11 protein-coding genes are annotated in these 14,672 nt (G+C 43.1%); 6 read left to right on the top strand and 5 right to left on the bottom strand.

From position 1 onward, the window contains the following. Window positions 1-144: 144 nt before the first annotated feature. Window positions 145-2,142, bottom strand: a complete 1,998-nt coding sequence (locus tag RRG12_RS29850) for a glycosyltransferase family 39 protein (protein WP_420761689.1) — start codon at window positions 2,140-2,142, stop codon at window positions 145-147. 230 nt (window positions 2,143-2,372) lie between these two features. Next, the gene (locus RRG12_RS29855; protein ID WP_420761690.1) at window positions 2,373-3,617 is read right to left on the bottom strand and encodes a glycosyltransferase; all 1,245 of its coding nucleotides are present in this window, start codon (window positions 3,615-3,617) and stop codon (window positions 2,373-2,375) included. A 1,106-nt stretch (window positions 3,618-4,723) separates the two neighbouring features. On the opposite strand from RRG12_RS29855, the gene RRG12_RS29860 reads away from it, so the two are divergent. The 4 genes from RRG12_RS29860 (at window position 4,724) to RRG12_RS29875 (ending at window position 7,757) form a co-directional block, all read left to right on the top strand. Continuing rightward, the gene (locus tag RRG12_RS29860; RefSeq protein ID WP_420761691.1) at window positions 4,724-5,647 is read left to right on the top strand and encodes an energy-coupling factor ABC transporter permease; all 924 of its coding nucleotides are present in this window, start codon (window positions 4,724-4,726) and stop codon (window positions 5,645-5,647) included. Further along, entirely contained in the window at window positions 5,640-6,293 is a 654-nt protein-coding gene (locus tag RRG12_RS29865) for an energy-coupling factor transporter transmembrane component T family protein (protein ID WP_069068646.1), read from the top strand. Before RRG12_RS29860 ends, RRG12_RS29865 begins: the two co-directional genes overlap by 8 nt. Window positions 6,294-6,344: 51 nt before the next feature. Next, complete coding sequence (locus RRG12_RS29870) at window positions 6,345-7,088, top strand: energy-coupling factor ABC transporter ATP-binding protein (protein WP_069068645.1); 744 nt, start codon at window positions 6,345-6,347, stop codon at window positions 7,086-7,088. Window positions 7,089-7,277: 189 nt separating this feature from the next. Beyond that, window positions 7,278-7,757 (top strand): hypothetical protein, encoded by a 480-nt coding sequence (locus RRG12_RS29875; RefSeq protein ID WP_420761692.1) that lies wholly within the window; start codon window positions 7,278-7,280, stop codon window positions 7,755-7,757. A 214-nt stretch (window positions 7,758-7,971) separates the two neighbouring features. Here the strand turns inward: RRG12_RS29875 and RRG12_RS29880 are convergent, their stop codons facing one another. The 3 genes from RRG12_RS29880 to RRG12_RS29890 all read right to left on the bottom strand — a co-directional run bounded on the left by RRG12_RS29880 (window position 7,972) and on the right by RRG12_RS29890 (window position 10,872). After that, entirely contained in the window at window positions 7,972-9,324 is a 1,353-nt protein-coding gene (locus RRG12_RS29880; protein ID WP_420761693.1) for a DUF2254 domain-containing protein, read from the bottom strand. Continuing rightward, window positions 9,321-10,328: a mechanosensitive ion channel family protein gene (locus RRG12_RS29885; protein WP_069068642.1), complete on the bottom strand. Its 1,008-nt coding sequence runs from the start codon at window positions 10,326-10,328 to the stop codon at window positions 9,321-9,323. Before RRG12_RS29885 ends, RRG12_RS29880 begins: the two co-directional genes overlap by 4 nt. Window positions 10,329-10,728: 400 nt before the next feature. Further along, window positions 10,729-10,872: a hypothetical protein gene (locus RRG12_RS29890; RefSeq protein ID WP_176726905.1), complete on the bottom strand. Its 144-nt coding sequence runs from the start codon at window positions 10,870-10,872 to the stop codon at window positions 10,729-10,731. 286 nt (window positions 10,873-11,158) lie between these two features. Here RRG12_RS29890 and RRG12_RS29895 point away from each other — a divergent pair, with 286 nt between their 5' ends. Then, the gene (locus RRG12_RS29895; protein ID WP_420761694.1) at window positions 11,159-13,030 is read left to right on the top strand and encodes an iron uptake porin; all 1,872 of its coding nucleotides are present in this window, start codon (window positions 11,159-11,161) and stop codon (window positions 13,028-13,030) included. 150 nt (window positions 13,031-13,180) lie between these two features. After that, entirely contained in the window at window positions 13,181-14,380 is a 1,200-nt protein-coding gene (locus RRG12_RS29900; protein ID WP_420761695.1) for a hypothetical protein, read from the top strand. The last annotated feature ends 292 nt before the right edge of the window (window positions 14,381-14,672 follow it).

Genomic DNA, 14,672 nt, shown 5'->3' on the forward strand with positions numbered 1-14,672 from the left:
CATAAGATGCATCTGGATTGAAGCATGGGGTATTAGGATTAGGGGAGAGGTGACAGGTGACAGGTTATAGGGAATAATCTGTAACCTCTACCCTGTACCCTATAACCTGTACCCTATTCCCTTCTTTACTCCCCACTCCCTAGCTTATTGACAATGATAAAGTTCATATTCGTAGCCATCTACGTTTGACAAAGACTTAGTATCAGATATCACGCATGTTTTGACGGCTTCTGCTACAGGGGCGTGAAAGTTTACCAGCCACAAGTCAAAAGGTCGTGGTAAGTTCTTTAAAGTATTTTCTAGAGCAATGGTGGAAAGATTCGGATCTTGGTCTTGATGGGCAAGAAGAAACAAAAAATTTTGGGGTGAATTGGCAAGTTTAATTTCCCTCGCTACCCCCATCATTTCCCCAGTGTGGATGTAAGTTTTGTGGGTGGTGGCAATCAGTACTGGCACTGGCGATACTTGTTGGATTAGTTGCACAAAAAGGTCAGGGCGATAATATTTTTGATAGCCAAGATTACAAAATACTGTAACTGCACTGACAAATCCCGTTAACCAAATTAACATCACGGCTTTTTTTCCGTTGATTCCCCATTTGCCTATACTTTTTATGCCGTTTTTTTCGTGTTCTCTTCCCATCAATTCCTTGGGAGGATGCCAACAAACTGCGAGACTTGCCCCTAGTAAAACAATGATCGCCGGAAAGTAAACAAAGTTATATCTAGCACCTCTGGTCAGATCGATTCCCAAAAAGTAGGTAAAGATAAAGAATAAAGCGATCGCACTTATAACTACTCCACCAAGCACCTGAATCATAATCCGGCTTTCTGGGTGCTGTAGTTGAATCTTGATCCCCCGCAGCACAATTGGTACTGCCCAAATAAAGAAAATCAGCGTCACCAGTCCAGAAGGAATCACAACCAATAGCTGTGAAGATTCAACTGGTAACAGGCAAATCATTGCCATCCATGTTCCTAAAGCTTGAAAAATTGGGCTTAACCAATCTAGTCCAACACGCGAACCTCGAATCCACTCGGTCAAATTATCACGGTTTCTATTCTCTAACAAGATTGGTATCCAAATTAAACCCGCCACCAAAGTACCTGTAGCAACGCCATAGATGCGCCGCCAGGGAGGAGAGAAGAGGAGAGAAAATTTGCTGCTAGTAGTCTGCCAACCCAAAAATGCTGGGTGAGGGCTGGGGAAAGGGGAAAGGGGAAAGGGTAAGGGATTTAAAACCTTTCCCCCTTCCCCCTTACCCTTTACCCTGCCAAGTTCACTTGGCGAACTACTAGTTTGCAATTGCAGCCAAGCAAGAAAAATCAAAACTACGACTTCTGTGCAGAGGGTGAGGGTGAAGAAATAATGAGTCGCAATACCTAAAGCATTAACTCCTACCCAGAAAAGTGCTACCCATATCGGTAAAGGTGTCCGGTTTTGAATATGACGTGTGGCAATTACTAAGCAGGTGAGGGAAGCAGTTACCCATAAGATTGCCAAAGTGTAATGACGTGCTTCTTGTGCTACAAATATGCCGTAGGGTGATACTGCGATCATGGCAGCAGTCAAGTGTCCCACTAATGGCGAACGAAAGGCTACGCTACCTAATACGTAAAAACATGGGATTGAGGCAGCGCCGATGATAGCTGGTAGCAATCGCGCCGCAAACAGTGATACTAATCCTCCGTCGCTGGGAAATAATTTCATCCACAAGTGAGCCAACACAAAATACAGTGGTGGATGACTATCTTGTGTAGCTAAGTTATGAACCACATCACCAATACTAGCCGCTGGGTTTAGTTGTAGTGGTTGCAATAGGATATCAGGTGCGATCGCTTGATCTAGAGGTACTGCTAAAAAAGTATTCCCTAAGCTAAACACCAAGGTGGAAAACTCATCAGTCCAAGGAGGCTTTGCAGTCAAGTTGGCTAGGCGCAAGCTGATACCGATGATCAACCACATCAAGTTCAGTAAGGGATGAAGCCAGAAAGAAGGGAGGCGAGTCTGCCAATTATACCAATGCTTGTGTTGTGAGCCAGAGGTTGTGTCTGTCAGAGACAGGAAATGGCTGGTGGGTATAGGTAGCAATGAGATAATTTTTTTGTAAAAATAAAATGCACCTTGGAAAAAAACTCTCATTGCCCGATCTCACACGAATTGGTTTGTAGGTTTGACACTTCAGATTTAAGTTCGTTCTAAACTATAGGACTCATATTTGATTTTTGAACAAAACTCAGTACACCTTTATTCCTTCTTCCCAGTCCCCATTGCCCCTAATCCCCAGAGGGGGGTTGAGTTCCCCAATCCCCAGTCCCTTACCTCTATGAGTGATTCAGAAATCAAATCAGATTGCTAGTTCCCGATTGTGATTATTTAACATCGGTGACACGCCAGCTAAGTTTCAAGTTAATCCAGAAATTCCAAATAGTAGCAATTGCGATCGCAATGAAGTTGGCAATATAACGGTTAGGAATAAGAAAGTTGAATACCAGATTTAATATCAGTACATTCAATACAAGTCCACCAAGGCAAATGGCGTTGAATTTCAAAAACCGCTTCAGGCGTTGATGCCATTCTTGTTGTCTGGCGCTGACATCGGCAAATGTCCAAGCATCATTCCACAAGAAATTATTTAAAATCGCAATTTCACCAGCAATAATTTTACTGCGTGTCAGTTGCCAAGCCAAGGTAGTCGGATCACTGAGCAAGTAAAGTACTGTCATATCGACAAATACCCCACTAAAGCCAACCAACCCAAAGCGGAGGAATCGACCAACGGGGAAATTAACTTTTCTACTTAATCGTCCTACCCGTCCTGTGGAAAGCCGCAACCGCACTAAGTGGTGGATGTAATCTATATATTGCTTCCATGTAACCTTACTCTCACCCTCTTTGCGTTCGCAGAACACATAGCCAACTTCGGCAACTTTGCCTACGTTTCCCCGGCCGATTACTTCTAGGAGAATTTTGTATCCTACGGGATTGAGTGTTGCATTGGCGATCGCACTCCGGCGCACCATAAAATAACCACTCATGGGGTCGGAAACTCTTCCCAGTACTCCCGGTAAGATCACCAAACCTAACAACTGAGCGCCACGAGACAATAAACGCCTAACAACACTCCAGCTACTAACACCACCTCCTTCGACATGACGGCTGGCTACTGCCAAATCTGCTCCCTGCTCAACACTACGCAACAATTGCATCAGCACCTCTGGTGGATGCTGCAAATCTCCATCAATCACCCCCAACACACTCCCCGTACCTACTTGCCACCCACGAATCACCGCTGAGGACAGTCCCCGTTCCTGTTGGCGTCGCATCACCCGCAACTGAGGGTATTCTGTCGTCAAGGATTCCGCTATTTCCCAAGTTCGGTCTGGACTATCATCATCTACCACTATTAGTTCATAGTTTCCTGGAATAGATTCATCCAGTAATTGACTCAATATCCTGACTACATTTTTGATGTTGTCACGCTCTTTATAGGTAGGAATTACTAAAGAAAGATGAATAGATTCACCACTTGTACCCACACGGCTAGGAGGCAGTTCTGAAATCTTTAATGGGCCAGTTGGTACTGTTAAAAGCGAGTTGGATGAGTTTGTCTTCATATTCCAAATTGGAGAACGAGGATATTTCAAGTCCGTAGAAAATAGAGCCAAACATCTGCTGACTTTATTTACTGAATCTAGTTACTCAAAACTTGAGCAATACTTTTGCTACAGGTAGCTGTTCTGAAAGTTTAGTAATTACCGTACTTCAATTCACAGTATTTTTTCAAAATTCATCTAAAATTTATATTTAACCACTTATTTATGACACGCAGCAGTTTTCTTTTGGATGAAGTACAAAGATACGGGTTTTGAGGCAGGAGGCATGATAGCGCAGCGGTAGCGAGTCCGCGAACGTCGGCTGGAGGTAGAAACTATTTATATCTGATGCATGAGTCCTGCATTTTGTACCTCAGTTACTTGCAAACTGTTGTATATGTGTTATTATACTTTGGCTTATCTGAAATATACTGTACCATTAAGTCAACTAAGACAGCAAATATACAGTTGAATAAGCGTATTTTTATGATTTTTACTACTAGGGGTAATATTTAATGAGTATGAAATATCCGAAGATTTGGTAATATATTTCTACATCATTATTATTTATTAAAAATTTTATTAAGCTTTGACCAATCAACGTTTAGTGATTTGAAGAAGAATTTAGAAGTCAGAATTCAGGAGTCAGAATTCAGGAGTCAGAATAAAGACGCGACGCTCGCAGACTCGCTACCGCTCCGCTATCGTTCGCGTAGCGTGTCGTAGACAAGACTCGCTATCAGTCGGGGATTCAGACCCGCGACTGATAGCGCAGCGTTAGCTCATCCTGGAGCGTCTTGAAAACCACAAAATCTACGATTTTGTGGGGGTCTTAAACCCGGTTATTCATCTGCCAGTCATACAGAAAACATTGCTGAATTCTGACTCTTGACTCCTGAATTTTGTTCGATAAAAAATAAACTTAACAAAATTTAACTACTTAATAAATAAGTATACTATTGAGTAGATATCGGATTGTAAATATGTCAAAAGTAACACTACAAAATCCCCCAATAGGGCATTGCAAAAAAGCGAAGAATTTTGTTTGTTATTAAATTGATGGCGTTGATGGCGTAGTTTTATTGATTGTGTTGAGTAAGTGAACATCTAAAAATACAGGGTAGATCATGCATATTCCTGATGGATTTGTTTCTGTTCCAGTGGCAGGGGCTACTAGTTTAGCTAGTGTAGCAGCACTTTTTATTGCCTTTGGGCGATCGCAAGAAGCTTTTGGTATTCGTCGTGCGCCGATATTGGGACTAACCACCGCCTTCATTTTTGCCGCCCAGATGGTCAATTTTCCGGTAGCAGGAGGTACTAGTGGTCACTTGTTGGGGGGAACCTTAGCTGCGATCGTTTTGGGCAGTCCTTGGGCAGGGACGTTGTGTATCGCCACAGTGTTAATCATTCAAGCTGTGTTATTTGCTGATGGTGGTATTACTGCCTTGGGCGCAAATATTTTGAACATGGGAGTGATTGGTGTTTGGGTAGGCTGGGTTTTAACCGAAACCTTACAGCGGTTGTTTGGGGGATCTAAAAGGCGCTTACCTTTAGCTGCTGGGATAGCCGCTGGTGTGAGTGTGGTGGTAGCAGCAGTAGCAGCAGCCATTGAGTTAGCCCTTTCTGGAACTGCATCCGTAGCTATAGTTTTACCAGCCATGACAGGTGTACATATTTTGATCGGCATTGGCGAAGGGCTGATAACCGGGGGTGTGCTGACTTATCTGGCCACCGCTCGACCAGATTTATTACCGGGGGAGCAGCAGGAGTTTCGCGGATGGTCAGTGCCTATTGTCACCATTTTCTTAATTGCCGGAGTCCTCTCACTCTTTGCCTCAGCGTGGCCCGATGGTTTAGAGAAAGTTGCCGAAAATACGGGCTTCATCGACTTAGCCGAGAAAGTACGGATAATTGTGCCAACCCCCTTAGCTGACTATGGGATTGAGGGTTTAGGGCCAATTGGCACTAGTATCGCTGGACTTGTGGGATCTGCGGTTTGCTTTGCTGTTGCCTTTGCAATTGCCAAGGTAGTAAAACCGAAGAATGCTTAAACTTTCCTTACCGCTACGCTTGCAACTATCTCTAGTAATTGTGGTAGGGGCAGCTTTATTAAAGCATTCTGCCTGGTATGGACTAAGTGTATATGGCGCGATCGCAATTTTATGGGCTTGCTTCTTGCGCGTCCCAATTCGCCAGTTGGGAGGATTACTCGGCACAGAATTGATTTTTTTGTCATTGCTGGCATTGCCCCAGGGATGGGAACGAGCCACTTTTTTGCTGGTTCGTTCGCTGGTTTGTCTGGTTACCATGAATAGTTTTTTGCTAACCTTACCACCCCACAGTTTTGGCATTGCCCTCAAAAGTTTACCAGTACCAGCACCTTTAAAGGAAAACTTGTTGTTAGCTGGGCAATACATGGAAATTTTGCTCTCAGAAGTAAACCGGATGCGGCGTAGCGCCCAATTACGCGGTTTGACTGGAACTGCTGGATGGCTGCGCTATGCGAGTGTCGCCATGATTGGAGCCTTGTATCTCCGTAGTCTAGATAGAGCAGAGCGAGTCTACGCGGCAATGGTAGCTCGTGGTTACAACGGACAATTGCCCATAGATTCTACCCTCAGACCAAAAGAACGTTTTGCCTTATTAGTAGCTTGGGCGATCGCTGCTGTTGTTACCCTAACTTCTTACAAAATTTAACCCACTCCCAACTCCCAACCTCTTTACGCAGTAATATTGAGTTTGTAAATTTTGAAATCATTAACTTCTAATCCCCACACAGCTGTAGTCGAGGTTGAGAACCTGGTGTATGCATATTCTCGCCAGGAGCCGATATTACAAGAAATATCTTTTACCTTGAATAAAGGCGATCGCGTGGCGTTGATGGGAGCAACAGGTTCCGGAAAAAGTACCTTGCTAGAGAACCTGATCGGCTTAAAACAACCGCAATCTGGGAAAATTACAATTAATGGTATCCCCGTAGAACCGCAAACTTTACCCCAAGTGCGTCGTCAAATCGGCTTTAGCTTCCAAGATGCCAACGACCAATTATTTATGCCCACTATCTTGGAAGATGTTACCTTTGGGCCACGTAACTATGGTGTGTCACCAGCAGAAGCAAGCGATCGCGCCCGACAATTATTAGCTGATTTTGGACTCGAAGCCTACGCCAATCGTTCCGCCCACGAACTCTCTGGTGGACAAAGACGCCTAGCCGCCCTAGCCTCGATTTTAGCCCTAGACCCGACAATTCTAATTTTGGATGAGCCAACCAGCGGTCTTGATCCAGCATGGCGGCGTCATTTGGCCCAAGTGTTGTTAAAGTTACCCGTGCAGGTGATATTAATTGCCTCCCATGACCTACATTGGTTAGGCAGAGTTACTCAACGCGCTTTAGTGCTGGCTGGTGGTCGCATTCAAATAGACAGTGATATTCAGCCACTTTTGCAAGATGGTACTACTTTAGACCAGTTGGGTTTGCCGATAGATTGGTGATTTGGGATTGGGGACTGGGGGTTGGGGATTGGGGACTGGGGACAAGGGGGACAAGGGTGAATTATTGAATAAATCTCTCCCTTACCTCCCTCCTTTTCCTTGTCTCTTCCCCATGCCCAATGCCCAAATAACTTATTTATTAGTAATATTGGATACTATATTCTCGGTCTTATTGCTGTTGGAGTGTTAATGTCTGTTTTACATAAATATAGTGTTCTTGCTCCTGTTAGTCTGAGCATCGCTTTGTTAATTACTAGTTGCAGTGAAGATAAAGTCTCTCAATGCCAGCGACTAATTCGAGTTGTCAATGCCGGCACTTCTCTGATTGATCAAAATAAAGGAACGCAAGTCATAACTAGCATACAGCTATCTAAAGATTTAGAATTTGTGACTAAATCTATTGGGGAACTGAATTTAACAGACCCCAAACTGAAAGAATTTCAAAGTGGTTTTGTCAAGATTTTTCAAAATCTCAGTCAAGCGATCGCTAAAGCTGGTAGGGCCCTGGGTGCGACCAAGACAGCAGAAGCCTCGGCACCTGGTAGAGAAAAAATTCAAAAGGCTAGAGCCGAAATTGATTCAACACTGACAACAGCAGCTACAACTGTTGGTAAGCAGTCAGATACGTTAGTCAATCAGATGAATAAGTATTGTAGTCAAGCTGAATAATCTAACTTGGAGTATGGAGGAGCCATTGCTCCACTTGGGATCTCTTCAAGTGGAGGCTCAATAGCGGTTCCCACTCAGATGCGGTATAATTTTATACCGCATCTGAGTGGGAACCGCTATATCCATATTTTGAACCGTCTGGAGCAAAGTGAACTAATTAAATTTTTTTTGATTTCTACAAGCTGCACACTCGTGACTTCTAGTCATGCGAGGTTCAATAATCCCAATTTTTAATAGCACCTTTGCAGTCTAAAGTTTTGATGACGGCAGAATAACGCTCTTGTGCGTCTTTGCGGTCTTGTTCTTGTGATAGCTCCTCATGACTATCCTGCAAAATCTTCTCAGCATGATATTGTAGGATTTGACAGTATTTACTATTGTTGGTGTAGCTGGCAATAGTAGCTATAGCTTCTAACAACCTAATAGTTACTCCTGCATCCGACTTTCCATACTGCCGAATTTGGTTAAAAGCACGGTCAACCAATCCTTGAAAATCTAATCCTTCGGCAATTATGCGTAATATTTTATTGTGATCGTAGCGGTAGGGTGAAGGTAAATTTCTTTGAACTAAGTGGCACAATCCAGCGCTAATTCGGTCAATGCAGCGAATAGCAGTAAATGGATCATTTATTCCAGGAGAAATGGCACGCAGAGCAATTTCTACTAGTTGATCAATTGGAAACTCTACATCTTGTTGCTCTGTACGTTCTTTACCCAAAATAAAGGCATCATTGATTTGTTTGGTAAGTTTTTTATTTACTTTTTCACCAGGGAAAACTAAGACTAAATCGCCACCTTGAACCAAAAATTTTCCCGGTCGAGTCTGAAGACGTACTAGCAAATTATGTTTACAAGCAATGTCTATCAATTCTTCATGATCTATAGCTTGTAAATAACCAGTGCCATTAACTCGAATCGGTAAAGCTTCTTCCTCAAAAGACATTGGAATTTCTTCAACTCCAAGGCTATCTTCTGATTCACCACACCCAATTTTTTCTGGAAATAGCCGCTCAATTGCTGAATGTAAATCTTCACTAACATTTTGGATTACATAAGATGCCTGAATTATTGTTGAAGCATGATGAATAAAATAAATCAATACACCAATACTAATAATTGCCAGTAAAGTGCCGACTGTAACCGCAAGTTGTGGCACAAACTCTTCATATCCATCTCCTTCTCCATGAATCGTCCGCAGTACGAGTAAACAGTAGATGAACGTTCCAATAAATGTACCAAGTACAACCTGATTACCCGTATCCTGCATAAAATTACGCAGTAGGCGGGGGCCAAAGTTAGAAGCAGCAAGCTGAAGCGCCACGATTGTAATTGAAAAAGCTGTAGCAGCAACGCTGATCATCGAACCTGCAACAGTTCCGAGTAGCGATCGCGCTCCATCTGCTCCACCAGTATATATCCACCAATAATCAATTTCTACCTTGTCTGTGCGGTCAAGACTTAGCATGATGAAAGCCAGAGCAAGAGATGCTACCGCCATGACAGATGGTATAAACCAGTAACTTGAGTGAATCTGATCCCAAAGTTTGCTTAACTTGACGTTTCTCATTTTTCGTTAATTTTAGAATCTACCTTATTGTTGCCATCTTGTGAGAAACGCTCTTGAGCAAGTAACCTGAGTGAATCGCTGATCCGGCGGGGTTTTGGTACTTCACCTTTACCAGATGGCCAACCTTCACGCTGATGGGAGCGGTTTCCATCTGTCTCTTCGGTTTGGTCATGAAATAGAATTTGTTGAGTTGGAAAGGGCAAATCAATACCATTGGCGACTAACTTTTTCTTGATTGCAGACAGTACTTTGTCCCGTGATTGAAGAGAGTCTATCCTTCTCGGTGGATTAATCCACCAACGCACACGGATGTTGACAGTGCTTTCGGCAAGTTCCATTACCAGTACATCAGGAGCGGGTTCTCTTAAAACCTCGTCTACGCTATACATTGCGTCTAACATCAATTGCTTGGCTAGATCAGTGTCATCGTTGTAGCCAATGCCGACATCGTACTCTAATCGGCGGTTGTCAAAGGCAGTATTCACCGTGACAGAATTGATAAATAATTCCGAGTTAGGAATCACAATTCGCCGACCGTCATAGGTTCTGATTGTTGTTGCGCGTGTCTCGATATTTTCAACAGTTCCCTCAAAGCCTTTAAAAACAATTTGGTCATCAATTTGAAAAGGTTCAGTCAGCAGAATTAAAATCCCAGCTAAGAAGTTTTGTAGAATATCGCGGAAAGCAAAACCAATTGCAACACCGCTAATTCCCAAAAGTTGCACTAAATCTCCGGCTCTAAATGTAGGAATTACAATGGAAAGGGCGATAAACAAGCCAATCAAAACTGTTACCCCTTGGGCTAACCTTCCCAGTACTAATCCCAGATTCCGAGCGGAGCGACGGTTGCGAGTTAACCGCTTAACCAGTGCCTTAATTCTGCTAGCAATAAACAAAAAGAAAATGAAGACAATTAACCCTAAGACAATGTTCGGGACTAAAGCTATGAACCCGTTAATCATGCTTTGAACCTTGTCCCAAGCTGTGGAGATTGCTGCATTCATGTAGTTTATTCACCAATTAATCTTTGCTAATGTTATCGCTGTAAATTCTGATGCAATAATTCTTGAATTTCCTGCCGCAACGCTGCGATTTCACCTTGAAGCACTTGAATCGATTTCGCTGCGTTCTCTTTCTAGGGATTGTTTTTTTGGAAAACTTTTAACTACTCATAGTCGTAATTCGTAATTGAGAAAGTCATATTTCATCAGAATTGCTGGATTTGAATCTGTTGTTGGATTTTAGATAATTGGTATTATTGGCTAATAGCAGGGTTTTCTGTAGGAATCCGCTTTGATTTCTGAACTGATTTGCGTAGGCAGGCAATAGGCAACAGTCAAGAAGGCTTCTTAGTTGTACTGAGTTTTTTCAAAAATCAAATATGAGTCCTATAGCACGTTGACATCAACTAGAGGTGTCACCCACCACATCAATCGGTTCTTCTGCATTTCCTTCTAATCGAGCCAGATTTGTGCCGTGATGAGATTTGGCAATATCGATAACAGCTTTTCCGTTTCCTCGTGGCACTTGAATAATCAGTTGACGCATTCTACCTACCCTCCTGCGTTAACCATCTTGCTTTTTCAGCCGATAACTCTACTACCCAAAGAAATATTTATTTTCTGAAAAATGTATAAGTTAGAATCTCAGTCCCCAGTCTTTAATCCCTCTTTCATACTTGGCTGTGAAATTTTTTCATTGAGACTGCCTTATGAAACCTGAAACTCCTCGCTAATTTTTGGTGATTTTTATCACTCATTTTTTTGTAAATCTTCCTGATATACACCAAGTTTCTCTGTCAAAAGAAATAGTGGTGCAAGTCAAATGAAATACCATGAGTGATATTAGTCTACTGATGGCGAGTGTGCTAGTAACAGCGCCAATCTCTGCCCTCAATTTACCAGAACAGCCTGTAATTACTTCAGACAATCCAGTGCAGGAGTCAACAGAGGAAAATTTACCTCAAGTTGTCTCACCTGCTGAAATTACACCGCCTGAATTTGTACAGCCAGATATAACCACTTCATCAGCTATAAATAATAAGTACGAAAATATACTTAAAAAAAGCAGAGAGAAAATTCAATTTATCAGTTCTCCTAACTTACCTGAATTAAAAAATACTCAACCTGTAACAGAAATTGCACAGAACCAGAAGAACATAGAAGAATTCTCTCTATCTCCCCATCCCCCAGACTCAGACAACCCAATGTCTCAAGTCACCTCAGTGTCGCAACTTGAAGATGTGCAACCATCTGATTGGGCTTTTGATGCTTTGCAGTCTTTGGTAGAACGCTATGGCTGCATTGCGGGATATACTGATGGTACTTATCTGGGAAATCGTACCATTAGCCGTTATGAATTTGCGGCTGGTTTAAATGCTTGTTTGGAAAAGATTAACGAAGCTATCGCTAACAATAAAATTAATACTGTTAATAATGAAGATTTAATCTTGCTGCAAAGGTTGCAAGGCGAATTCAAAGCAGAGTTGCAACAATTACAGCAACGTGTCGAGGCTGTGGAAAAACAAACTAGTGAATTACAAGGGAATCAGTTTTCCACAACTACTAGATTATTTGGTCAAGCTATTTTTAGCGTTCAGGGAACCAATAGCCCTGATGTGGATTTGTTTCCTAGAGATGGAGTCCCTGAACGCCAGGGAAAAACCAATCTGACTTTCACAAGTAGCGCCCAACTAACCTTAGCAACGTCGTTCACAGGGCGAGATTTGCTGTTAACAGGGCTATCTGCGGGGAATTTAGGTTCTACTGCATCTTTGCTATCCACCAATATGGGACGGTTAGGTTTCGAGTCAAATACAGACAACAATCTAGTTGTTAGTGACTTATCTTATCGATTTCTTGCTTCGGATAACTTGGGAATCGTCGTAGGTACGGCGGGAGTCAACCCCATCAACACTTTTCGCGGTATTAGCCCTTTAGAAGGTTCTAGCGACGGTGCAATTTCTCTATTTGGTCAGCGGAACCCGATTTTAAATATTGGTAACGGCACTGGCGGTATAGGCTTTGACTGGCAGATTAGCGATCGCATCAGTTTACAAGGCGTTTATAGTTCAGAAATCCCCAGTTTTCCTGGCAACATCAACCAAGGTGGACTATTTGGCGGCAGATTTACTGCTGGCGCTCAGTTAAGTTTAGCACCCACCAATAACATCGATGTCGGCGTACATTATCTTTATTCCCACTCCCCAGATGGCTTACTAGGAAGTGGTATCGGCGATTCTCAACTAATTTCGCCTTTTGCAGATCCTACAGCTTTCGATACCCACGCAATTGGTGCTACCGTTGCTTGGCGAATTAACCCTAACTTGCAGTTGGGCGGTTGGGGTGGCTTTACTTCCTCCAAACCAGTTAACCTTTCTGGAAGTGTGGAAACTACCAACTGGATGGTGTTCGCGGCTTTTCCCAACTTGCTGCGTTCTGGGAATTTAGGGGGCGTTCTCGTCGGACAACCGCCCAAAATTACTTCTAGTACTTTACCCGAAGGCTTAAATTTTCCCAACTTTTCTGATGGGGGGACAGCGGGCGGACGTAGTGACACATCAATTCACGTAGAAGTTTTTTACCGCGCCCAACTGAGCGACAACATTTCCCTCACTCCCGGCTTATTTGTCATTTTCAATCCCGATCACAATTCTGCTAACGATGCATTAGTCGTTGGGACATTAAGAGCTACTTTCCGGTTTTAATTTTGTACTGATGTAAATGTAATCAAATACGCTGTTTAGATACTGGTTAATTCAGTATCGGATGCTTTCATTATCCAGTGATAGCAAGGAAAAATCATGCCTAAACCTATGCGTATTTTTTTCATAGGTGATTAAAGGAGCAAATTTTTCATGAAATTAGATTCATTCACTAAATTGGGTTGTGCAGTTGTTAGCAGCAGCAGTTTAGCCGCAGTTTTCATCGGTCTAGGTGGAACAAGTGCTTTTGCTCAAATTACAATCCAAAGCACTGGGACATTATCAGGCACTATTCAACTTCCGAGCATTAATCCCAATTTCAATCAAAGCACTACTCGTATTGATACAGACAACACAGGAACTTACTCGCGGAACTTAGGAACTAATAATAATCCTAATTACGTTCCTGTATACAAGTCAGATTATGTACAAGTAAGAACACGTAATGATGGAAGTCTGCATTATTTTGTTGACTTTAAAGGCATTCCGATTGTCTCATTCAACGGCGTTTTGACTTCGCCGATTCTCTCTGAGGGTGAATTGACACCCTATAAATACCAGGGAAGATTGGCAGGAACTACATTTCAAGGAGTAGTTCAGGATGAATTTAATCTCACAAAGGCCTTATACACCGGCATTGTCACCGATCCCAAGACTGGAAACCAGTATCAAGGCACTTTTGAAGTGAGTGGATATGGAGTGCGATATAGCGATCGCAATGGTAGTGCAACCCCCACAGTCTTTGATTTCAAGTCCGATCTCCCAGGTTCCCCAAGGGTGACATCTTTGGAAATGACTAACGCACCCCTAGCAAGAATACAAATCAAAGTACCTGCAACTGCAACTCTTATAACTCCCACGCCCGTAGTTGACGGTGGTAGCACACCCACTCCCCCGCCCGTAGTTAGTGGTGGTAACACACCCACTCCCCCGCCAGTAATTAGCGGTGGTAGTATACCCATTCCCCCACTAGTAATTGATGGTGGTAGCACACCCACTCCTGCACCTGTAGTTAGTGATGGTAATGCGATCGCACCTACACCTGTAGTTAGTGGTGGTAGTGCGATCGCACCTACACCTGTGGTTAGTGGTGGTAATGCGATCGCACCTACACCCGTAGTTAGTGGTGGTAGTGCGATCGCTTCCTCAACACCTACAACCTACACATCTGGATCTAATTCTCCATCACTCTCTACTACACCTAATATAGAATTCAGTAGTGGTAATTCCCTGGAAGTCAACCCTGCAACCCTAGCTCAAGCTGCTTGTTTACAGGATTCTGCCCAGAGTTGTGCAATATCCGCTTCACCCAAACAAGCGATCGGCCCTCGTAGTCGAGTACTACTGCGTTAGTTAAACGCGATGTGCAAGTTAATATTCTGACCTCTCTCCAAACCTCTCTCCTAAAAGGAGAGAGGCTTTGATTTTTGCTCCCCAACGCTAGTAGGGAAGGGGTTGGGGGTTAGGTTTGAGATAAAGTCGCACATGGCGTTAGTTAAGGACTTTCACATAAAAATATCCAACCGGGTGGGACGAAAAGCCACTGGTGTCAACTTAAGCCAAAAATAGCGTACTGATTGGGTGTTGTTCACCCGCCAAAGATTGTAAATCCCTGGCGGACGTGCGGTTTCGCGTTAAGTTGACA

Source organism: Nostoc sp. CALU 546, assembly GCF_048836525.1.